This is a genomic window from Streptomyces malachitofuscus (assembly GCF_055571035.1).
In genome coordinates this window covers 160,269-182,400 of record NZ_JBVIGA010000020.1, presented here as the reverse complement: position 1 = coordinate 182,400, position 22,132 = coordinate 160,269, and the positions used below count along the sequence as shown (strand labels likewise).

The 22,132-nt window shown below is 70.0% G+C and carries 18 protein-coding genes; 13 read left to right on the top strand and 5 right to left on the bottom strand.

Annotated features, from left to right (window positions below; genetic code table 11):
* The first annotated feature begins 178 nt into the window (after positions 1 to 178).
* The 3 genes from ACZ44S_RS27350 to ACZ44S_RS27340 all read left to right on the top strand — a co-directional run bounded on the left by ACZ44S_RS27350 (position 179) and on the right by ACZ44S_RS27340 (position 5,385).
* Complete coding sequence (locus ACZ44S_RS27350; RefSeq protein ID WP_466933484.1) at positions 179 to 1,402, top strand: sensor histidine kinase; 1,224 nt, start codon at positions 179 to 181, stop codon at positions 1,400 to 1,402.
* Positions 1,403 to 1,424: 22 nt separating this feature from the next.
* Entirely contained in the window at positions 1,425 to 2,105 is a 681-nt protein-coding gene (locus tag ACZ44S_RS27345) for a response regulator (RefSeq protein ID WP_466933481.1), read from the top strand.
* A 163-nt stretch (positions 2,106 to 2,268) separates the two neighbouring features.
* Positions 2,269 to 5,385 carry an efflux RND transporter permease subunit gene (locus ACZ44S_RS27340; RefSeq protein ID WP_466933479.1) on the top strand — a complete coding sequence of 1,039 codons (3,117 nt, stop codon included), beginning with the start codon at positions 2,269 to 2,271 and terminating at the stop codon, positions 5,383 to 5,385.
* Between the two features lie 83 nt (positions 5,386 to 5,468).
* On the opposite strand, the gene nadA is transcribed toward ACZ44S_RS27340, so the two are convergent.
* Complete coding sequence (nadA, locus tag ACZ44S_RS27335; RefSeq protein ID WP_466933477.1) at positions 5,469 to 6,653, bottom strand: quinolinate synthase NadA; 1,185 nt, start codon at positions 6,651 to 6,653, stop codon at positions 5,469 to 5,471.
* 285 nt (positions 6,654 to 6,938) lie between these two features.
* Here nadA and erpA point away from each other — a divergent pair, with 285 nt between their 5' ends.
* On the top strand, positions 6,939 to 7,295 hold the full coding sequence (gene erpA, locus ACZ44S_RS27330) for an iron-sulfur cluster insertion protein ErpA (RefSeq protein WP_019522019.1): 357 nt from the start codon (positions 6,939 to 6,941) through the stop codon (positions 7,293 to 7,295).
* An 82-nt stretch (positions 7,296 to 7,377) separates the two neighbouring features.
* Here the strand turns inward: erpA and ACZ44S_RS27325 are convergent, their stop codons facing one another.
* Together ACZ44S_RS27325 and ACZ44S_RS27320 are read right to left on the bottom strand one after the other, a co-directional pair.
* A complete protein-coding gene (locus ACZ44S_RS27325) occupies positions 7,378 to 9,147 on the bottom strand; it encodes a hypothetical protein (protein ID WP_466933475.1) in 1,770 nt (589 codons plus the stop codon).
* Positions 9,148 to 9,291: 144 nt separating this feature from the next.
* Positions 9,292 to 9,501, bottom strand: coding sequence for a hypothetical protein (locus ACZ44S_RS27320; RefSeq protein ID WP_466933473.1), 210 nt, complete (start codon positions 9,499 to 9,501; stop codon positions 9,292 to 9,294).
* Between the two features lie 130 nt (positions 9,502 to 9,631).
* Between ACZ44S_RS27320 and ACZ44S_RS27315 the strand changes: the two genes are divergently transcribed.
* Complete coding sequence (locus tag ACZ44S_RS27315; protein WP_190162122.1) at positions 9,632 to 10,606, top strand: carbohydrate kinase family protein; 975 nt, start codon at positions 9,632 to 9,634, stop codon at positions 10,604 to 10,606.
* A gap of 346 nt (positions 10,607 to 10,952) precedes the next feature.
* Here the strand turns inward: ACZ44S_RS27315 and ACZ44S_RS27310 are convergent, their stop codons facing one another.
* The gene (locus tag ACZ44S_RS27310) at positions 10,953 to 12,341 is read right to left on the bottom strand and encodes an aminotransferase class V-fold PLP-dependent enzyme (protein WP_466933471.1); all 1,389 of its coding nucleotides are present in this window, start codon (positions 12,339 to 12,341) and stop codon (positions 10,953 to 10,955) included.
* 282 nt (positions 12,342 to 12,623) lie between these two features.
* Here ACZ44S_RS27310 and ctaC point away from each other — a divergent pair, with 282 nt between their 5' ends.
* The 4 genes from ctaC (at position 12,624) to ACZ44S_RS27290 (ending at position 17,150) form a co-directional block, all read left to right on the top strand.
* Entirely contained in the window at positions 12,624 to 13,616 is a 993-nt protein-coding gene (gene ctaC / locus ACZ44S_RS27305) for an aa3-type cytochrome oxidase subunit II (RefSeq protein ID WP_466933469.1), read from the top strand.
* Positions 13,613 to 15,349, top strand: coding sequence for an aa3-type cytochrome oxidase subunit I (ctaD, locus tag ACZ44S_RS27300; RefSeq protein WP_466933467.1), 1,737 nt, complete (start codon positions 13,613 to 13,615; stop codon positions 15,347 to 15,349). The genes ctaC and ctaD overlap by 4 nt, the downstream gene beginning before the upstream one ends.
* The gene (locus ACZ44S_RS27295; protein ID WP_466933465.1) at positions 15,346 to 15,744 is read left to right on the top strand and encodes a cytochrome c oxidase subunit 4; all 399 of its coding nucleotides are present in this window, start codon (positions 15,346 to 15,348) and stop codon (positions 15,742 to 15,744) included. Before ctaD ends, ACZ44S_RS27295 begins: the two co-directional genes overlap by 4 nt.
* 128 nt (positions 15,745 to 15,872) lie before the next feature.
* Positions 15,873 to 17,150: a L,D-transpeptidase gene (locus ACZ44S_RS27290; protein WP_466933463.1), complete on the top strand. Its 1,278-nt coding sequence runs from the start codon at positions 15,873 to 15,875 to the stop codon at positions 17,148 to 17,150.
* 76 nt (positions 17,151 to 17,226) lie between these two features.
* On the opposite strand, the gene ACZ44S_RS27285 is transcribed toward ACZ44S_RS27290, so the two are convergent.
* On the bottom strand, positions 17,227 to 17,628 hold the full coding sequence (locus tag ACZ44S_RS27285; protein ID WP_190162116.1) for a response regulator transcription factor: 402 nt from the start codon (positions 17,626 to 17,628) through the stop codon (positions 17,227 to 17,229).
* Positions 17,629 to 17,854: 226 nt separating this feature from the next.
* Between ACZ44S_RS27285 and ctaE the strand changes: the two genes are divergently transcribed.
* The 4 genes from ctaE to qcrB all read left to right on the top strand — a co-directional run bounded on the left by ctaE (position 17,855) and on the right by qcrB (position 22,047).
* Positions 17,855 to 18,466, top strand: coding sequence for an aa3-type cytochrome oxidase subunit III (gene ctaE / locus ACZ44S_RS27280; protein WP_190162115.1), 612 nt, complete (start codon positions 17,855 to 17,857; stop codon positions 18,464 to 18,466).
* A 79-nt stretch (positions 18,467 to 18,545) separates the two neighbouring features.
* On the top strand, positions 18,546 to 19,358 hold the full coding sequence (gene qcrC, locus ACZ44S_RS27275) for a cytochrome bc1 complex diheme cytochrome c subunit (protein ID WP_466933460.1): 813 nt from the start codon (positions 18,546 to 18,548) through the stop codon (positions 19,356 to 19,358).
* The gene (gene qcrA, locus ACZ44S_RS27270; RefSeq protein ID WP_466933458.1) at positions 19,355 to 20,413 is read left to right on the top strand and encodes a cytochrome bc1 complex Rieske iron-sulfur subunit; all 1,059 of its coding nucleotides are present in this window, start codon (positions 19,355 to 19,357) and stop codon (positions 20,411 to 20,413) included. Before qcrC ends, qcrA begins: the two co-directional genes overlap by 4 nt.
* Positions 20,410 to 22,047 carry a cytochrome bc1 complex cytochrome b subunit gene (gene qcrB, locus ACZ44S_RS27265; protein WP_466933456.1) on the top strand — a complete coding sequence of 546 codons (1,638 nt, stop codon included), beginning with the start codon at positions 20,410 to 20,412 and terminating at the stop codon, positions 22,045 to 22,047. The genes qcrA and qcrB overlap by 4 nt, the downstream gene beginning before the upstream one ends.
* Positions 22,048 to 22,132: the final 85 nt, after the last annotated feature.

The following is a 22,132-nucleotide window of genomic DNA, read 5'->3' as shown; positions in this document are numbered from 1 at the left end:
CAGCTCGGCCTTCGGCCGTCCCGTCCTCGCCACCCGGCCATCATGCCGAACCAGCACTGACTTACGAAGCGAATTCCCGACTCAGGACACTAGGGGGTGCGTGCCGCCCCCGGTGCCCCGGTGCCCGGGGGTGCGCGACCCCACCCGGCCGGGGGAACCCCGGCTACCGTGAACAGCCGTGAGCACCCTGACACGCGCCCGGTGCCGACTCCGGGCGCACCCGTTCGCACTGGACGCCGCCATCGCCACCGGCGTCCTCGTGTGCATGATCGCCGGATCCTTCGTCGCCCCGCACGGCTCCGACGGCGTCAGCTGGCAGCTCCGCACCCCCGACCCGCTCAGCCTGGTCCTGATGACCCTCGGCGCCGCCGCGCTCGTCTTCCGCCGCCGCGCCCCCCGCACGGTGCTCGCGCTGGCCGGCGTCGCCTCCGTGACCGAGTCCGTCACCGGCGACCCCCGCGCCCCCGTCGTCATGTGCGCCGTCGTCGCGCTCTACACCGTCGCCTCCGCCACCGACCGCCCCACCACATGGAGGATCGGCCTGCTCACCATGACCGTCCTCACCGGCACCGCGATGGCGGTCGGCCCACTGCCCTGGTACGCCCAGGAGAACCTGGCGATCTTCGCCTGGACCGGTATCGGCGCCACCGCCGGCGACGCCGTACGCAGCCGGCGCGCCTTCGTCCAGGCGATCCGCGAACGCGCGGAACGGGCCGAGCGCACCCGCGAGGAGGAGGCCCGCCGCCGGGTCGCCGAGGAGCGCCTGCGCATCGCCCGCGACCTGCACGACGTGGTCGCCCACCACATCGCCCTCGTCAACGTCCAGGCCGGGGTCGCCGCCCATGTCATGGACAAGCGGCCCGACCAGGCCAAGGAGGCCCTCGCCCATGTGCGCGAGGCCAGCCGCTCCGCGCTGGGCGAGCTGCGCGCCACCGTCGGCCTGCTGCGCCAGTCCGGCGACCCCGCGGCACCCACCGAGCCCGCGCCCGGCCTGGACCGCCTCGACGAGCTCGCGGGGACCTTCCGCAGCGCGGGACTGCGCGTCGAGGTCGCCCGCGCCGACCAGGGCACCGAACTTCCCGCCGCCGTCGACCTGGCCGCCTACCGGATCGTGCAGGAGGCCCTGACCAACGTGCAGAAACACGCCGGCACCGAGGCCCGGGCGGAGATCAGCGTCGTACGGGTCGGACCGCACATCGAGATCACGGTCCTCGACGACGGCAGCGGCGACGACCACGACCCGGCACCCGGCGGCGGACACGGCCTGCTCGGCATGCGCGAGCGCGTCACCGCCCTGCGCGGCACCCTCACCACCGGTCCCCGCTTCGGCGGCGGTTTCCGCGTCCATGCGATCCTTCCCGTCAAGACCCGCACGTCCGCAGTCGAGGACGGCCACCCGTGACCACCGCGCCGCTGGAGCCCGTATGACGATCCGTGTCCTGCTCGCCGACGACCAGGCGCTGCTGCGCAGCGCCTTCCGCGTGCTCGTCGACTCCGAGCCGGACATGGAGGTGGTCGGGGAGGCGTCCGACGGCGCTGAGGCGGTCCGGCTGGCCCGGGAGCAGCGCGCCGACGTCGTCCTCATGGACATCCGGATGCCCGGCACCGACGGGCTCGCCGCCACCCGCATGATCAGCGCGGATCCCGAACTCGCCGGGGTCCGGGTGGTGATACTGACGACCTTCGAGGTCGACGACTACGTGGTGCAGTCGCTGCGGGCCGGCGCCTCCGGCTTCCTCGGCAAGGGATCCGAACCCGACGAGATGCTGAACGCCATCCGGATCGCCGCCGAGGGGGAGGCGCTGCTGTCCCCGGTGGCCACCAAGGGCCTGATCGCCCGCTTCCTCGCCCAGGAGGGCCCCGGCGGCGACGGGGACCCGGCCCGCGCCGAACGGCTCGAGTCGCTCACCGTGCGCGAGCGGGAGGTGCTGGTGCAGGTGGCCGGCGGGCACTCCAACGACGAGATCGCCGAACGCCTCGAGGTCAGTCCGCTGACCGTGAAGACCCACGTCAATCGCGCCATGGCCAAACTGGGTGCCCGTGACCGGGCCCAGCTGGTGGTCACCGCCTACGAGTCGGGGCTGGTCCGTCCAAGGGTGGAGTGAACCCCAAGGGGAGTACTGCGGCGGGAGTATGCGCCGCATAAGGAATTGGACCTCGGGACCACGGATCGGCCCCGGGCGATGGCCCAGGGTGTAGAGCGGGCGCCCGCTTGCGCGCGCGCCCGCTCCCGGACTTCTGCCGCTCCACGGAAAAGAGACCCTGACCATGTCCTGGCTGTCCAGATTCAGCCTCGCGCAACGAGCGCTGATCGGACTGATGTCGATCATCGCGCTCGTCTTCGGGGCGATCGCGATACCCCAGCTCAAGCAGCAGCTGCTGCCGACCATCGAACTGCCCATGGTGTCCGTGATCGCGCCGTACCAGGGCGCGTCCCCGGACGTGGTCGAGGCGCAGGTCGTCGAACCCATCGAGGACAGCCTGGAGGCCGTCGACGGCATCTCCGGCGTCACCTCGACGGCGAGCGAGGGCAACGCCGTGATCATGGCGTCCTTCGACTACGGCAACAACACGCAGCAGCTCGTCGCCGACGTCCAGCAGGCCGTCAACCGGGCCGGCGCCCGCCTCCCGGACGACGTCGACCCGCAGGTCGTCGCCGGTTCCACCGACGACATCCCGACCGTGGTGCTCGCGGTCTCCTCCGACCAGGACCAGCAGGCGCTCGCCGACGAGCTGGACCGGACCGTGGTGCCCGCGCTGGAGGGCATCGACGGCGTCGGCCAGGTCTCGGTGGAGGGCGTGCGCGACCTCCAGGTCACCGTCGCCCCGAACACCGCGAAGCTGGCGAAGGCGGGTCTCACCACGCAGTCGCTGGCGCAGGCCCTCCAGGCCGGCGGGGCGACCGTCCCGGCCGGCTCCTTCGACGAGGACGGCGCCAACCGCACCGTCCAGGTCGGCGGCGGCTTCACCTCGCTGAAGCAGATCGAGGACCTGATGGTCACCGGTGAGCCCGGCAAGGGCGAGCCGGTCCGCCTCGGCGACGTCGCCACCGTGACCGAGGAGGAGGCCAGGGCCGACTCCCTCACCCGCACCAACGGCAAGCCCAGCCTCGCCGTCATGGCGACGATGGACCACGACGGCAGCGCCGTCGCCATCTCCGACGCCGTCCAGGACAAGCTTCCCGAGCTGCGCGAGGACCTGGGCGACGGCGCCACCCTGACCGTCGTCAGCGACCAGGGCCCGGCCGTGGCCAAGGCCATCGAAGGCCTGACCACCGAGGGCGCGCTCGGTCTGCTCTTCGCCGTCCTGGTGATCCTGGTCTTCCTGGCCTCGGTCCGCTCCACCCTCGTCACGGCGGTGTCCATCCCGCTGTCCGTGGTCCTCGCCCTGATCGTGCTGTGGACCCGCGACCTGTCGCTGAACATGCTGACGCTGGGTGCCCTGACCATCGCCATCGGCCGGGTCGTGGACGACTCCATCGTCGTCCTGGAGAACATCAAGCGGCACCTCGGCTACGGCGAGGAGCGCCAAGAGGCGATCATGAAGGCGGTGCGCGAGGTGGCCGGCGCGGTCACGTCCGCGACGCTCACCACGGTCGCCGTCTTCCTCCCGATCGGCCTGGTCGGCGGCATGGTGGGCGAGCTGTTCGGCTCCTTCAGCCTCACCGTCACCGCCGCGCTGCTGGCGTCCCTGCTGGTCTCCCTGACCGTCGTCCCGGTGCTGTCGTACTGGTTCCTGCGCGCGCCGAAGGGCACACCGGAGGACGCCGAGGAGGCGCGCCGCGTCGCCGAGGAGAAGGAGGCCAGGAGCCGCCTCCAGCGCATGTACCTCTCCGTGCTGCGCTTCGCCACCCGCCGCAGGCTGGCGAGCCTCGCCATCGCGGTCGTCGTGCTGATCGGCACCTTCGCCATGGCGCCGCTGCTGAAGACGAACTTCTTCGACCCGGGCCAGCAGCAGGTCCTCACCGTCCGTCAGGAGCTGGAGCCCGGCACCAGCCTGGCCGCGACCGACGCCCAGGCCGCGAAGGTCGAGAAGCTCCTCGCGGAGACCGAGGGCGTCAAGGACTACCAGGTGACGGTCGGCTCGTCCGGCTTCATGGCGGCCTTCGGCGGCGGTACGGACACCAACCAGGCCACGTACCAGGTGATGCTGGAGGACGACGCGTCCTCCGAGGACGTGACGGACGGCATCGAGAAGGGCCTCGGGGAGCTCGACGGCATCGGCACCACCACCGTCGCCGCCGGTGACGGCTTCGGGAACCAGGACCTCAGCGTGGTCGTCAAGGCGGCCGACGCGCAGGTGCTGCGCAAGGCGGCGGACCAGGTCCGGGACGCGGTCGCCTCCCTGGACGACGTGACGGACGTCACCAGCGACCTGGCGCAGAGCGTCCCGCGCATCTCCGTGAAGGCCAACGACCGGGCCGCAGAGGCCGGGTTCAACGACCAGACCCTCGGTGCGGCCGTCGCCCAGGCGGTGCGCGGCACCCCGGCCACCAAGGCCGTCCTCGACGACACCGAGCGCGACGTCGTCATCCGTTCGGCGAAGCCGGCCACCACCGTGGCCGAGCTGAAGAACCTGCGCCTCGGCCCGGTGAAGCTGAGCGACGTCGCCACCGTCGACGTGGTGGACGGCCCGGTCTCCATGACCCGCATCGACGGCCAGCGCGCGGCCACGATCACCGCGAAGCCGGCCGGGGACAACACGGGCGCGGTGGGCACGGAGCTCCAGCAGAAGATCGACGGGCTGACGCTGCCCGCGGGCGCCACGGCGGAGATCGGCGGCGTGACCGAGGACCAGGACGAGGCGTTCCTCAACCTGGGCCTGGCGATGCTGGCCGCGATCGCGATCGTCTTCATGCTGCTGGTCGGCACCTTCCGGTCGCTCGCCCAGCCGCTGATCCTGCTGGTCTCCATCCCGTTCGCGGCGACCGGCGCCATCGGCCTGCTGCTGGTCACCGGCACGCCGATGGGCGTCCCGGCGATGATCGGCATGCTGATGCTGATCGGCATCGTGGTCACCAACGCGATCGTGCTGATCGACCTCATCAACCAGTACCGCAAGCAGGGGTACGGCGTTGTCGAGGCCGTACTGGAGGGTGGCCGCCACCGTCTGCGGCCGATCCTGATGACGGCGCTGGCGACCATCTTCGCCCTGCTGCCGATGGCGCTGGGCGTCACCGGTGAGGGCGGCTTCATCGCCCAGCCGCTGGCCGTGGTGGTGATCGGCGGTCTGGTCACGTCGACGCTGCTGACCCTGCTGCTGGTGCCGACGCTCTACGCGATGCTGGAGCTCCGCAAGGAGCGGCGCGCGAAGAAGCGCGCGGCGAAGAAGGGCGGGGCGGCGCAGGGAGAGGCCTCCCAGGACCCCGCACCCGCGCAGGTCTGACACACCGGCACGGCGAAGGCCCCGCCCGCATTCACCTCGGTGATGCGGGCGGGGCCTTCCGTCATGGGGTCATGCGGTTCCCGCTACGGCAGCGCCAGCATCCGCTCCAGCGCCAGCTTCGCGAACGCCTCCGTCTCCTTGTCCACCTCGATGCGGTTGACCAGGTTGCCCTCGGCGAGGGACTCCAGGGCCCACACGAGGTGCGGGAGGTCGATGCGGTTCATGGTGGAGCAGAAGCAGACCGTCTTGTCGAGGAAGACGATCTCCTTGCCCTCGGGCGCGAAACGGTTCGCCAGGCGGCGGACGAGGTTCAGCTCGGTCCCGATGGCCCACTTGGAGCCGGCCGGGGCCGCCTCCAGCGTCTTGATGATGTACTCCGTCGAGCCGACGTAGTCCGCCGCGGCCACGACCTCGTGCTTGCACTCGGGGTGGACCAGCACGTTCACCCCCGGCATGCGGTCGCGCACGTCGTTGACCGAGTCCAGGCTGAACCGGCCGTGCACCGAGCAGTGGCCGCGCCACAGGATCATCTTCGCGCCGCGCAGCTCGTCCGTGGTCAGCCCGCCGTTCGGCTTGTGCGGGTTGTAGACGACGCAGTCCTCCAGGGACATCCCCATGTCCCGCACCGCCGTGTTGCGGCCCAGGTGCTGATCGGGGAGGAAGAGCACCTTCTCACCCTGCTCGAAGGCCCAGTCGAGGGCGCGGCGGGCGTTGGAGGAGGTGCAGATGGTGCCGCCGTGCTTGCCCGTGAAGGCCTTGATGTCGGCGGAGGAGTTCATGTACGAGACGGGGACGACCTGCTCGGCGATCCCGGCCTCGGTCAGCACGTCCCAGCACTCGGCGACCTGCTCGGCGGTGGCCATGTCGGCCATGGAGCAGCCGGCCGCGAGGTCGGGCAGGACGACCTTCTGGTCGTCACCGGTGAGGATGTCCGCCGACTCGGCCATGAAGTGCACACCGCAGAAGACGATGTACTCGGCCTCCGGGCGCGCGGCGGCGTCCCGGGCCAGCTTGAAGGAGTCGCCCGTGACGTCGGCGAACTGGATGACCTCGTCGCGCTGGTAGTGGTGGCCGAGCACGAAGACCTTGTCCCCGAGCTTCTCCTTGGCCGCGCGGGCACGCTCCACCAGGTCCGGGTCGGACGGGGAGGGGAGGTCGCCGGGACACTCCACACCGCGCTCGCTCTTCGGGTCGGCCTCACGGCCGAGGAGCAGCAGGGCGAGGGGCGTCGGCTGTACGTCGAGCTCCTGGGTCTGGGCGGTGGTCACGACACGCACCCTTTCTGTTCTGGCGACTTCTCGTCGAAATGACGCTATCTATCATAACCGGTTCACGTCACTTTGACGACGGCCATAGCGTCCATGTGACGTGAATCCCGGACGCCGCCCGTTCATTCCCCGGAGGCCCCACAAGGGCCGGTTTCCGCTCCGCACCGCGTGTGCGAGCATGAAGAGCGAGGCGAGGAAAACACGCGCCCGGCCCGGAATGAATCCGCGGTCCCGCCGGTTGCAACCGTCGGCAAGCAGTCTCCGTACAACCCGGGAGAGATGTAGATGTCCGTATCGGACGAGACCACCACCGTCACCGACGGCATCGTCCTGACCGACGCCGCCGCGTCCAAGGTCAAGGCCCTGCTCGACCAGGAAGGCCGTGACGACCTCGCCCTGCGCGTCGCCGTCCAGCCCGGCGGCTGCTCCGGCCTGCGCTACCAGCTCTTCTTCGACGAGCGCTCGCTCGACGGCGACGTGGTGAAGGACTTCGGCGGTGTGAAGGTCGTCACCGACCGCATGAGCGCCCCGTACCTGGGCGGCGCCACCATCGACTTCGTCGACACCATCGAGAAGCAGGGCTTCACGATCGACAACCCGAACGCCACCGGCTCCTGCGCCTGCGGCGACTCCTTCAGCTGAGCCGGGTCCATTCCAGGCAGCACCGCACGAAGGCGGCGGCCCCACCAGTGGGGCCGCCGCCTTCGCGTTGCTCCGTCCGCTGCTACCGGGTGGGCGGTGCCGGCAGCCGGGCACCGTCCTTGTGCAGCGGCACCGGCTCGCCGTCCGGGTCCACCACCTTCCGGTCCCCGAGCGGCGCGTCCAGCTCCACCGTCTCCTGGTACTGCTTGGCGATCAGGATGCACACCTTGTCCGGCCACGGCGTCTCGGTCACCCGCACCGTCACCCGGTCCCCGCTCCCGCGCGCCGTCACCTTGTAGTCGGCGCACACACCGCCCGTGAAGACCACGGTCAGCTCCTTGCCCTGGGCGGTGTAACCCTCGACCTCCACCTCCCGGGTCGACGGCGCCGCGGTCGGCTCGTCACCCGGCTCCGAAGGCCGCGGGCTCTCCTCACCGGACTGCGACCGTGGCGCGAGGAACTCCGGGTCGACCGCCGGATGCGTCACCGTGAACGCCTCCTGCGCGCCCGCCGGCCGCACCTCGAACAGCCACGACGGCACGAGGGCGGGCCGCCCGTCCACGGAGTGCGCGGCCAGCCCGAACACCGCGGCGTCGACCGCGACGGTGTCCCCGGCCGGCTTCGTCGCCGGACCGCACTCCTCCTGCTGCCGGTCCTCCTCCAGCGGCACGGAGGTGGCACAGCCGCCGATGTCCGCGGTACGCCCGGCGCCCGGCGCCGCGTTCATCAGCTCCAGCGCCTCCTTGGCGTCCACCACCGGGTAGACGTCCCCCTTCACCGGCTCCGCGAGCCGGCCGTTGGCCCCGACCACCTCGCCCGCGGCGCCGACGACCACGCCGGTCGTCCAGCCGTACGTCGGCAGCCCGCCGACCTCGGGATCGGCGTTCACCACCCGCTTTCCGCCCATGATCCGGCTCGCGTCCAGCTTCGCGTCGTCCTGCCCCGCGGCCTTCAGCACGGGCGCCGCGGCCTTCTTCGCGGCGGCCTCGCTCACCACGGGGCCCTCACCGCCGGACGGCTTGCACGTGGCGCCCTTGCAGTTGTCGGTGCCCGGGGTGTTCCGGCTGAACGTCCACGAACCGGGAGCCTGCCGGTCCACCCGCAGCGTGGGCCCGGAGCCGTCCTGTCCGCCGATCCGCCAGGCCGCGCCCTCCGCGACCGGCTTGCCGTCGAGCCCCAGCGCCTTCGCCAGCGTGAGGACCTGCTGCTGGGTGACCTGGCCGCGGGCCCGGTACACGGGAGCGGAGCCGGGGCCCTCCGGGAGCGTGCCGTCGGCGCGGTAGGTGGCGCCGTAGGGGTTGGGCTCACCCGGCGCGATGCCGTTCGCGGCCTCCTCGGAGGGGCCGTCGAGGGCGAGCGGCGGGGGAGTGGCGTCACCGTTGGCGCCCGGGACCGTGGAGCCGCCTCCACCGTCACCGGAGGCGCTCGCGGCCAGATAGGCCCCGCCGCCTCCGACGAGCAGCACGGCGGCGGCCACCGAGGCGATCAGCGCGGGCGAACGCCGCCGCGCCGGGCCCTCGGCGGACTCCGCACCGGAGCGGGGGCCGCCGGCCGGGTGGCCCCCGACGACGGTCTCGTCGGCATCGGACTCGGGACGGGTCTCGGGACGGGTCTCGGGATCCGCCGCGGGACCGTCCTCCGCGGGCTCCTCGGCAGCGGCTTCCGGCTCGGTCGTCTCCGGCTGGGTGGCGTCCGGCTCCGGGGTGTCGGGCTCGGTCGCGTCCGGCTTCGTCGCCTCCGGCTCCGGGGTGTCCGGCTCCCCGGTCCTGCCCGATGCGCCCCCGGTGTCGCGCGTGCTGCCGGCGGCGGCGCGCGCCTCGGCGTCGTCGTTGTCGGGTCGCTCGGTGTTCACCGCATCGCTCCTTCGGCTGCACAACTGTCCCGGTAGACCCATGCCCGGTCGTACCGGAGCTGCTGAAGGGTCGTATCCCGCATCCCCTTTACGGGGGACAGCGATGGGACGCAGCGGGGGAGCGCACGGTTCCCCGGCGTCGGCTCAGTCGCCGTACTCCGACATCGCGTCCAGCAGCCGGGCGGACGCGGGCGGCACGCTCACGCCGTGGATCAGGGACGGCGACACCGGCCGGGCCGCCGCCCGCTCCGGCACCGTCCAGTGGGGAACCATCCGGGCGCAGTCACCGCGCAGCGACGCCAGGCCGCCTTCGAGATCGGCCGGGACGGAGGCGTGGACCTTGATGTTCGTCATGTCGGCACCGTATGCACGATGAAGGTCACGAAGAAAGATCTACTATCGGGTAGTTTTGGCTGCTTCTGCGGGTCGCTCCCACCCGGTAGCGTGAAGTGTCAACCCGCCTCCCCCCAGGAGAATCCACGCCGTGCGCATCGCAGTCACCGGCTCCATCGCCACCGACCACCTCATGACCTTCCCCGGCCGCTTCGCCGACCAGTTCGTAGCGGACCAGCTGCACACGGTCTCGCTGTCCTTCCTGGTCGACAACCTCGACGTGCGCCGGGGCGGCGTGGGCGCGAACATCGCCTTCGGGATGGGCCAGCTCGGTACCCGCCCGATCCTCGTCGGGGCCGCGGGCTTCGACTTCGACGAGTACCGGGCCTGGCTGGACCGGCACGGCGTCGACACCGACTCCGTCCGCATCTCCGACACCCTGCACACCGCGCGCTTCGTGTGCACCACGGACGCCGACCACAACCAGATCGGCTCCTTCTACACGGGCGCGATGAGCGAGGCCCGCCTCATCGAGCTGAAGACCGTCGCCGACCGCGTGGGCGGACTCGACCTGGTCCTCATCGGCGCGGACGACCCGGAGGGCATGCTCCGGCACACCGAGGAGTGCCGCTCCCGGGGCATTCCGTTCGCCGCCGACTTCTCCCAGCAGATCGCCCGGATGAACGGCGAGGAGATCCGGATACTGCTGGAGGGTGCGACGTACCTCTTCTCCAACGAGTACGAGAAGGGGCTCATCGAGACGAAGACCGGCTGGAGCGACGCGGAGATCCTCGACCGGGTCGGCCACCGCGTCACCACGCTCGGCGCGCGCGGGGTCCGCATCGAGCGGGCCGGCGAGGAGACGATCGAGGTCGGCTGCCCCGACGAGGAGCGCAAGGCCGACCCGACCGGCGTGGGCGACGCCTTCCGTGCGGGGTTCCTGTCCGGGCTGGCGTGGGGAGTCTCGCTGGAGCGGGCGGCGCAGGTCGGCTGCATGCTGGCGACGCTCGTCATCGAGACGGTCGGCACGCAGGAGTACCAGCTGCGCCGGGGGCACTTCATGGAGCGCTTCACGAAGGCGTACGGGGACGAGGCGGCGCAGGAGGTGCGGGCGCACCTGAGCTGAACCGGCCGCGCGGGTGCGGGTGCGGGTGCGTGGGGGCTGGTCGCGCAGTTCCCCGCGCCCCTGGTTGGGGCGTGGGCCGTGTTGTCCTGGCGTGCGCGGTTCCTCGCGCCCCCGAGATGCGCGGTTCCTCGCGCCCCCGAGATGCGGAGTTTCCCGCGCTCCTGGTTGGGGCGTGGGCCGTGTTGTCCTGGCGTGCGCGGTTCCTCGCGCCCCCAAGGTGCGCGGTTCCTCGCGCCCCCGAGATGGGGAGAAACCCGCGGCCCCGAGGTGCGCGGTTCCTCGCGGTCCTGGTTGGGGCGTGGGTCGTGTTGTCGCGGCGTGCGCGGTTCTCCGAGCCCTCAGGGGGTCAGCCGGTCCTGCGGATCAGGTAGGCGGTGCCTTGGGGGGCCGGTTCCTCGCCCAGGTACTCCTGGCCGCGCATCTCGCACCACGCCGGGATGTCCAGCCGGGCCGCCTCGTCGTCGGACAGGACGCGGACCGTGCCGCCCACCGGGACGTCCCCGATCACCTTGGCCAGCTCGATCACCGGGATCGGACAGCGTCGGCCCAGCGCGTCCACCACCAGGACGTCGTCCCGCTCCTGCGTCACCAGGCCGCCCGCGGACACCGGCGCACCCAGCTTCTCGCGCACCCCGGCCACCAGCCCCGGCAGCACGGTCAGGAACCGCTCGACGTCCTCCTCCCGCGTCCCCGCCGGCAGCGAGACCCGGACGTTGCCCTCGCTGAGCACCCCCATCGCCCTGAGCACATGGCTCGGCGTCAGCGTGCTGCTCGTGCACGACGACCCGGAGGACACGGAGAAGTCCGCACGGTCCAGCTCGTGCAGCAGCGTCTCCCCGTCGACGTACAGACAGGAGAACGTGACGATCCCGGGCAGCCGCCGCCGCGGATCGCCGACCACCTCCACGTCCGGCACCAGCCGGGGCACCCGCACCCGGATCCGCTCCGTCAGTTCCCGCAGCCGTGCCGACTCCTCGGCCGCCTCCGCCCGCACCGCCCGCAGGGACGCCGCCGCGGCCACGATCGCCGGCAGGTTCTCGAACCCGGCCGCCCGCCCCGACTCCCGTTCGTCGCGCGGCCCCTGGGGCGCGAAGCGCACCCCCTTGCGTACGACGAGCAGCCCCACCCCCGACGGCCCGCCCCACTTGTGCGCGCTCGCCGCGAGCAGCGACCAGCCGCCCTCCACCGGCCCCCAGCCCAGCGACTGGGCCGCGTCCACCAGCAGCGGCACCCCCGCCGCCCGGCAGGCCTCGGCCACCTCCGCGACCGGCTGCACCGTCCCCACCTCGTGGTTGGCCGACTGCAGACACGCCAGCGCGGTGTCCGGCCGCAGCGCCTCGGCGTACCCGGACGGGCTCACCGCTCCCGTGCGGTCCACCGCGACCTCGGTGACCGACCCGCCGGCGACCTCGTGAACCTCCGCCGTATGGAGCACAGAAGAGTGTTCGACCGCGGACACGATCAGGTGACGCCCGGCGCGCCGCCGCCCGGCCAGCGCCCCCGCGATCCCGTCGTGCACCGCCCGGGTCCCGGACGACGTGAACACCAACTCGTCCGGCCGGCACCCCACCGCCTCCGCCGCGGCCTCCCGCGCCGCGTCCAGCAGCAACCGCGCCCGCCGCCCTTCCCGGTAGAGCCGCGCCGGATCGGCCCACCCCTCGTCCAGAGAGGCCATCAACGCCTGACGGGCAACGGGATGAAGGGGAGCACCGGAAGCAGCATCGAAGTAGGACACACAGCAACGCTAGACCCCGGTCGGAGCGGCGTCCTCAGGGGCGCGGGGCTGTTTCACCTTGCGCCTCCGCCGCGTGGGCGCGACAAGCCACATACAGCTCGCACCCGCCAAATCAGCGAACCGCCCCACCCACTAGGCCCCCCTCCCCTCAACCCCCCGGAGGGCGTCGGCTAGGGTTTGGTCCGCATAAACATCCAAACCCCTGCCCGACGCAGGGCGGCGACCGACCAGCGAGAAGGCCGCAGCCGATCCGCGCGGGCGAGACTCTCGGGAAGGCGCTACGTGAGTCCCAACGGCTCCGACCTCCCCCACGGCCCGAAGGGCGTGGGAGGTACCCCCATGCCGCGGCGCCCGATGCGGCGGAAGCTGCTGCAGGCACTGACCGCGGGCCTGGTCCTGGCGACCGCCACCGGTTGCACATGGGAGGACTTCCCCCGCCTTGGTATGCCCACCCCCACCACGGAAGAGGCTCCGCGGATCCTCTCCCTGTGGCAGGGATCCTGGGCCGCCGCGCTCGTCGTCGGCGTGCTGGTGTGGGGCCTGATCCTGTGGAGTGCTTTCTTCCACCGGCGCAGCCGCACCAAGGTGGAGGTTCCTCCGCAGACCCGGTACAACATGCCCATCGAGGCGCTGTACACGGTGGTTCCGCTCATCATCGTCTCGGTGTTCTTCTACTTCACCGCGCGTGACGAATCCGAGCTGATGAAGCTCGAGAAGAGTCCCGACGTCACCGTCAACGTGGTCGGCTTCCAGTGGAGCTGGTGCTTCAACTACGTCGAGAACGTCGACGGTTCCACGGGCGACGCCAAGACGTCCAAGGAACTCGAAGCGATTCCGGACCGCTACAAGGACGCCTTCCCGGCCGACGCCGGCGGTGTCTTCGACTGCGGTGTCCCCGGTACCCGGAACCCGCAGACCAACAACCCGGGCCCCACCCTGTGGCTGCCCGAGGGCAAGCGGGTCCGCTTCGTGCTGACGTCGCGTGATGTCATCCACTCCTTCTGGGTGGTGCCGTTCCTGATGAAGCAGGACGTCATCCCGGGCCACACCAACGCCTTCGAGGTGACCCCCAACCGTGAGGGCACCTTCCTCGGCAAGTGTGCCGAGCTCTGCGGCGTCGACCACTCCCGGATGCTGTTCAACGTGAAGGTCGTCTCCCCCGAGCGCTACGAGCAGCACCTCAAGGACCTCGCGAAGAAGGGGCAGACCGGTTACGTTCCCGCCGGCATCGCGCAGACGAGCCACGAGAAGAACCGGGAGACGAACAACCTGTGAGCATCCTCAATGAACCCCAGGGTGCCGCGGCAGCAGGGTCCCACTACGAGGACGAGCTGCCGGTACGGCGCCAGAGCCGTGGCGAGGTCGTCGTCAAGTGGCTGACGACCACGGACCACAAGACGATCGGCACGCTGTACCTGGTGACGTCGTTCGTGTTCTTCGTCATCGGTGGTGTCATGGCCCTGGTCATGCGCGCCGAGCTGGCCCGCCCGGGCCTGCAGATCGTGTCGAACGAACAGTTCAACCAGGCGTTCACGATGCACGGCACGATCATGCTGCTGATGTTCGCGACGCCGCTGTTCGCCGGTTTCGCCAACTGGATCATGCCGCTGCAGATCGGCGCGCCCGACGTGGCGTTCCCGCGGCTGAACATGTTCGCCTACTGGCTGTACCTCTTCGGCTCGCTGATCGCGGTCGGTGGCTTCCTCACCCCGGACGGCGCGGCCGACTTCGGCTGGTTCGCCTACTCCCCGCTGTCGGACGCGGTCCGCTCGCCGGGCATCGGCGCCGACATGTGGATCATGGGTCTGGCCTTCTCCGGCTTCGGCACGATCCTCGGCTCGGTCAACTTCATCACCACGATCATCTGCATGCGCGCTCCGGGCATGACGATGTTCCGCATGCCGATCTTCACCTGGAACGTGCTGCTGACCGGTGTGCTGGTCCTGCTCGCCTTCCCGGTCCTCGCCGCCGCGCTGTTCGCGCTGGAGGCCGACCGTAAGTTCGGCGCACACATCTTCGACTCGGCCAACGGCGGTGCGCTGCTCTGGCAGCACCTGTTCTGGTTCTTCGGCCATCCCGAGGTGTACATCATCGCGCTGCCGTTCTTCGGCATCGTCTCCGAGATCATCCCGGTCTTCTCCCGCAAGCCGATGTTCGGCTACATGGGTCTGATCGGCGCGACCATCGCGATCGCGGGTCTGTCGGTGACGGTGTGGGCGCACCACATGTACGTCACGGGCGGTGTGCTGCTGCCGTTCTTCTCCTTCATGACCTTCCTGATCGCGGTCCCGACCGGTGTGAAGTTCTTCAACTGGATCGGCACCATGTGGAAGGGCAGTCTCTCCTTCGAGACACCGATGCTGTGGACGCTGGGCTTCCTGGTCACCTTCACCTTCGGTGGTCTGACCGGCGTCATCCTGGCCTCGCCGCCGCTGGACTTCCACGTCTCCGACTCCTACTTCGTGGTGGCGCACTTCCACTACGTGGTGTTCGGCACCGTGGTGTTCGCGATGTTCGCCGGCTTCCACTTCTGGTGGCCGAAGTTCACCGGCAAGCTGCTCGACGAGCGGCTCGGCAAGATCACCTTCTGGACGCTGTTCATCGGCTTCCACGGCACCTTCCTCGTCCAGCACTGGCTGGGTGTCGAGGGCATGCCGCGCCGGTACGCCGACTACCTGGCGGCCGACGGCTTCACCGCCCTGAACACGGTGTCCACGATCGCCTCGTTCCTGCTCGGCCTGTCGCTGCTGCCGTTCTTCTACAACGTCTGGAAGACGGCCAAGTACGGCAAGCCGGTCGGCGTCGACGACCCGTGGGGCTACGGCCGCTCCCTGGAGTGGGCGACCTCCAGCCCGCCGCCGCGGCACAACTTCATCACCCTGCCGCGCATCCGCAGCGAATCGCCGGCGTTCGACCTGCACCACCCGGAGATCGCCGCCCTCGACGAGCTCGAGAACGCCGGTCACGGTGAGAAGGCCCTCTCCGGCGGCAAGGAGGCCGGCAAGTGAAGATCCAGGGCAAGATGTTCATGTGGCTGAGCGTCTTCTTCCTCCTCATCGCCGTGGTCTACGGCGTGTGGTCGAAGGAGCCGGTCGGGACCACCGCCCTCTTCCTGGCGTTCGGCCTGAGCATCATGATCGGCTTCTACCTGGGCTTCACCGCCCGGCGGGTCGACGTGGGCGCGCAGGACAACAAGGAAGCGGACGTCGCCGACGACTCCGGCGAGGTCGGGTTCTTCAGCCCGCACAGCTGGCAGCCGCTGTCCCTCGCCGTGGGTGGCGCCCTGGCCTTCATGGGTGTCGCGGTCGGCTGGTGGCTGATGTACTTCTCGGCGCCGCTGCTCCTGATCGGCATCTGGGGCTGGGTCTTCGAGTACTACCGCGGTGAGAACCGCACCCAGTAACACGCCGCACGGCACTTCGGGGCCCGGACACTCCGTCAGGAGCGTCCGGGCCCCGGCTTTTGCGCCCGGCCTCACCCGTTCGGGCCGTCCAGTGAGCCAAGGCCCGCGCCGCTTCCTAGCGTGAGGTCATGAGACACACGAAGTCCCCCCGTGGCGCGGGCGCCGGCCGGAGCCGCCTCGCCGGCTGCACGCTGCTGGTGATCGCCCTCGGCGCGGGCGTCACCGGCTGCTCCTCCGACGGCCACCCGCTGTCCGCCGAGCCGTACGACGCGGCCGACCAGATCTCCTTCAGCGTCTCCGCCGACGAGGGCAAGCCGGCCGACCCCGACCAGCCCCTGGAGATCGTCGCCGAGGACTCCGACGGGCGGATCACGGACGTCACCGCCGTGGACGCCGCGGGACGCCACGTGGCGGGCGAACTGGCCGCCGACGGCAGCCGCTGGCACAGCACCACCCCGCTGGCCGCCGGCGCCCAGTACACGGTCCGGGTGAGCACCGAGGACGAGGACGGGGCCCCCGGCCGCAAGGTCCTCACCTTCACGACGGGCAGGCCCGCCGCCACCAAGCGCCTGGCCGTCACCTTCGGCCCCGAGGCGGGCACGTACGGCGTCGGCCAGCCCGTCACCGCCGAGCTCAACGAACCCGTCAGGGAACCGGCCCAGCGAGCCGTCGTGGAACGCGCCCTCAAGGTCGACTCCACACCCGCCGTGACCGGCACCTGGCACTGGGTCGACGACAAGAAGCTGCACTACCGGCCGAAGGACTACTGGCCCGCCCACGCCACCATCGAGGTCCGCAGCAACCTGGAGGGCATCAAGGTCGGCGACCGGCTCCGGGGCGCCGCGTCCAAGCCGCTGACGCTGCGCACCGGCGACCGGGTCATAGCCCTCACCGACGCCGCCGCGCACCGGCTGACGGTCCTCAAGAACGGCGAGGAGATCAAGCAGCTCCCGGTCACCACCGGCAAGCCCGGCTTCGAGACCCGCAACGGCGTCAAGGTGGTGCTCGCCAAGGAACCCCTCGTACGCATGCGCAGCAGCACCGTCGGCATCGCCGAGGGCTCGGCGGAGTCGTACGACCTGGACGTCCGCTTCGCCACCCGGGTGACCTGGAGCGGCGAGTACGTGCACGCCGCCCCGTGGTCCGTGGGCTCCCAGGGTTACGCCAACGTCAGCCACGGCTGCGTCGGCATGAGCACCGCCAACGCCGAGTGGTTCTTCGACACCGTCCGTCAGGGCGACATCGTCGAGGTGGTCAACTCGGCCGGCGACACGATGGAACCCTTCGGCAACGGCTACGGCGACTGGAACCTCGACTGGCCCGCATGGCAAGCGGGCAGCGCCCTGACCACGAACAAAGCCCCGGGTGCTCGGGACACCGCACGCCTCAGGCCAACGGCTGTATAAGCCCCCTGGGGCGCGGGGAACCGCGCGACCAGCCCCCACTGCCCCGCAGCCGCCCCCGACCGGAGGGACCGAGCTCCTAGGCGCTCTGCAAATGCTTCTGCCGCAGCAGGGACGCCAACGCCGACGCAAACTCCACCGGCTCGACCGGCAAGGTCACCGCCGCCTCCGCCCGACTCCACGTCGCCAGCCACGCATCCTGCGGCCGCCCGATCAGCACCAGCACCGGCGGGGCGTTGAACACCTCGTCCTTGATCTGGCGGCACAGCCCCATGCCCCCCATCGGCACGGCCTCACCATCCAGCACACACACGTCGATGCCACCCCGCTCCAGCTCCGTGAGGACCGCGGCATGGGTGGCACACTCCACGAACTCCACTACGGGCACGTCCGGAGCCGGGCGCCGCCCGGTGGCGAGGCGCACCTGCTCCCGGGTGTTGGCGTCGTCGCTGTAGACCAGCACCGTGGCGGTCGCCTGCATTGTTCCTCCACGCGTAAGAGAGAGGGCACGGCTCTGTCGGGAACTTCGGGTACCGATGGCGCGGATGCTACCCCCTCGGACCGCTTGTCAACACTGGTTCGGACACCTCTTCGACGGCCCCCGGCGAGGGCCCCCGGTGGGCCATCCGGGCAGTCCAGGAGGGGGGAACACACCGAACGGCACCCCCGGGAGTGAGGGCGGGATAAGCGACCGACATAATGTCGGCGTGGCGACAGCAACGACAGTAGATACCGGGCACGCGCACCCGTCGGTCAACCGACCGAACCTCACCAGCGTCGGAACCATCATCTGGCTGAGTTCCGAGCTGATGTTCTTCGCGGCCCTCTTCGCGATGTACTTCACCCTGCGATCGGTGACCGGACCCGACTTCTGGTCGGAGAAGGCCGACCTGCTGAACTTCCCGTTCTCGGCGACGAACACCACGATCCTGGTGCTCTCCTCGCTCACCTGCCAGCTCGGCGTGTTCGCCGCCGAGCGGGGTGACGTGAAGAAGCTCCGGATGTGGTTCATCGTCACCTTCATCATGGGCGCCGTCTTCATCGGCGGTCAGGTGTTCGAGTACACCGAGCTGGTCAAGCACGAGGGCCTGTCCCTCTCCTCCGACCCCTACGGCTCGGCGTTCTACCTGACCACCGGCTTCCACGGCCTGCACGTGACGGGCGGTCTCATTGCCTTCCTGCTGGTCCTGGGCCGCACCTACGCGGCCCGGCGGTTCACGCATGACCAGGCGACCGCGGCCATCGTCGTGTCCTATTACTGGCACTTCGTCGATGTCGTCTGGATCGGCCTCTTCGCCACGATCTACATGATCAAGTAGCGGGCCACATCCGCGCGCGCTGCACGCAGCGCACCAACCAGAAGCATCGACGCAGAAGATCCTGACACCGGGGTAATCCGTGAAAAAGCTCTCCGCACGACGACGCCACCCGCTGGCGGCGCTCGTCGTCCTACTCCTCGCGCTGGCATGCACCGGGGGGCTCTACGCCGTGTTCGCACCCGCGGACAAGGCGCAGGCCGACGAAACCGCCCAGTCCCTCACCATCGAGGAGGGCAAGAAGCTCTACGCGGTCGGCTGCGCCAGCTGCCACGGCACCGGCGGTCAGGGCACCTCCGACGGTCCGAGCCTGGTGGGCGTGGGCGCCGCCGCGGTCGACTTCCAGGTGAGCACCGGGCGTATGCCGGCCGCCACCTCGCAGGGCGCGCAGGTCCCGAAGAAGCCGGCCGTCTACACCCAGGCCGAGATCGACCAGCTGGCGGCGTACATCGCCTCCCTGGGCGCCGGCCCGGCCGTCCCCACCGAGGAGCAGTACGGCCCCGAGGGCGCCGACAGCGCCAAGGGCGGTGAACTGTTCCGCAACAACTGCGCGCAGTGCCACAACTTCACCGGCAAGGGCGGTGCGCTCACGCACGGCAAGTACGCCCCGAGCCTTGAGGACGTCGCGCCGAAGCACATCTACGAGGCCATGCTCACCGGCCCGCAGAACATGCCCTCCTTCCCCGACAGCACGCTGTCGGAGCAGAACAAGAAGGACATCATCGCGTACCTGAACGCGGTCAACAGCGATGAGACCGACAGCCCCGGCGGCCTTTCGCTCGGCGGACTGGGCCCGGTCTCCGAGGGTCTGTTCGCGTGGGTCTTCGGACTGGGCGCGCTGATCGCGGTCGCCGTCTGGGTCGCCGCTCGGACCGCAAAGGCCAAGAAGTCATGAGTAGCCAAGACATTCCCGAAGAGAACCTGCCCGCAGCGCAGGACACCGCCCACGGCGCCGTGAAGCTGGCGGACGAGAAGAACCCGTTCGCCGACCCGGGCCTGCCCCCGCACGAGCACCGGGTCCAGGACATCGACGAGCGGGCCGCCAAGCGGTCCGAGCGCACGGTCGCCCTGCTGTTCACGCTGTCGATGCTGGCCACCGTCGGCTTCATCGCCGCGTACGTGACGATCCCGGTCGACAAGTCGGTCTTCATCTGGCCGCTCGGTCACATCAGCGCGCTGAACTTCGCGCTCGGCATGACCCTCGGTGTCGCCCTGTTCGCCATCGGCGCCGGCGCGGTCCACTGGGCCCGCACGCTGATGTCGGACCACGAGATCGCCGACGAGCGTCACCCGATCGAGGCCTCCCCCGAGGTCAAGGCGAAGGTCATGGACGACTTCCGCCAGGGTGCCAAGGAGTCCGCGCTCGGCCGCCGCAAGCTGATCCGCAACACGATGTTCGGCGCGCTCGCCCTGTTCCCGCTCTCCGGCGTGGTGCTGCTGCGCGACCTCGGGCCGCTGCCCGGGACCAAGCTGCGCCACACCCTGTGGTCCAAGGGCAAGCTGCTCGTCAACATGAACACGAACGAGCCGCTGCGGCCGTCCGACCTCATCGTGGGCTCGCTGACCTTCGCCAAACCCGAGGGCCTGGAGGAGCACGACCACGGCTTCCAGACCGAGATCGCCAAGGCCGCGCTGATGCTGGTCCGCATCCAGCCGGACAACATCAAGGACAAGCGGTCGCTCGAGTGGTCCCACGAGGGCATCCTCGCCTACTCGAAGATCTGCACCCATGTCGGTTGCCCGATCTCCCTGTACGAGCAGCAGACGCATCACGCGCTGTGCCCCTGTCACCAGTCCACCTTCGACCTCGCCGACGGTGCCCGGGTCATCTTCGGTCCCGCCGGTCACGCCCTGCCGCAGCTGCGCATCGGCGTGAACGACGAGGGCTACCTCGAAGCGCTCGGCGACTTCGACGAGCCCGTCGGTCCTGCCTTCTGGGAGCGCGGATGAGTACCACAACGACCCCCGAGTCCCGCTCGCGCGGGAAGGCACCGGCCGGCGAAAAGGTCGCCGACTGGGCTGACGGCCGACTGGGGATCTACTCCCTGGCCAAGGCCAACATGCGCAAGATCTTCCCCGACCACTGGTCGTTCATGCTGGGTGAGGTCTGCCTCTACAGCTTCCTCATCATCATCCTCACGGGTGTGTACCTGACGCTGTTCTTCCACCCGTCGATGAACGAGGTGGAGTACCACGGCAGCTACGTGCCGCTGCAGGGCCAGCTGATGAGTGAGGCCTACAAGTCGACGCTGGACATCAGCTTCGACGTCCGTGGCGGTCTGCTGATCCGGCAGATCCACCACTGGGCCGCGCTGGTCTTCCTGGCCGGCATGTTCGTGCACATGATGCGTGTGTTCTTCACCGGCGCGTTCCGCAAGCCGCGTGAGATCAACTGGCTGTTCGGCTTCCTGCTGTTCGTCCTGGGCATGTTCACCGGCTTCACCGGCTACTCGCTCCCGGACGACCTGCTCTCCGGCACCGGTATCCGCTTCATGGAGGGCGCGATCCTGTCCGTGCCGATCGTCGGCACGTACATCTCGTTCTTCCTCTTCGGCGGCGAGTTCCCCGGCGACGACTTCGTGGCCAGGTTCTTCTCGATCCACGTCCTGCTGCTGCCGGGCATCATGCTCGGCCTCGTGGTGGCGCACCTGATCCTGGTCTTCTACCACAAGCACACGCAGTTCGCGGGCCCCGGCAAGACGAACAAGAACGTCGTCGGCATGCCGCTGCTCCCGGTGTACATGGCCAAGGCCGGAGGCTTCTTCTTCCTGGTCTTCGGTGTGCTCGCGGCCGTCTCGGCGATCGCCACGATCAACCCGATCTGGTCCATCGGCCCCTACCGGCCCGACATGGTGTCCACGGGCGCCCAGCCGGACTGGTACATGGGCTTCTCCGAGGGCCTGATCCGTGTCATGCCGGGCTGGGAGATCAACTTCTGGGGTCACACGCTCGTCCTGGGTGTGTTCATCCCGCTGCTGATCTTCCCGCTGGTCCTGGTCGCCATCGCCGTGTACCCGTTCATCGAGTCCTGGATCACCGGTGACAAGCGCGAGCACCATATCCTGGACCGCCCGCGCAACGCCCCGACGCGCACCGCCTTCGGCGTCGCCTGGATCACGCTGTACTTCGTGCTCCTCGTCGGTGGTGGCAACGACATCTGGGCCACCCACTTCCACCTGTCGATCAACGCCATCACCTGGTTCGTGCGGGTCGCGTTCTTCGTTGCTCCGGTCCTGGCGTTCATCGTCACCAAGCGGATCTGCCTCGGCCTCCAGCGCCGGGACAAGGACAAGGTGCTGCACGGCCGCGAGTCGGGCATCATCAAGCGCCTGCCGCACGGCGAGTTCATCGAGGTGCACGAGCCGCTCAGCCAGGAGCAGCTGCACACCCTCACCGCGCACGAGCAGTACAAGCCGCTCGAGCTCGGCCCGGAGGTCGACGAGAACGGCGTCCGGCGCAAGGTGAAGATGACCGAGAAGCTGCGCGCCAAGCTCAGCAAGGGGTACTACGGCGAGGAGTCGCAGATCCCGAAGCCGACCGTCGAGGAGTACAAGGAGATCACGAGCGGCCACGGCCACCACTGATCGCCTTCAGCGCCTCACCTCAGTCGCCACACGACGGCGAAGGGCCCCCGTCCGTTCTGCGGACGGGGGCCCTTCGCCGTCCCCG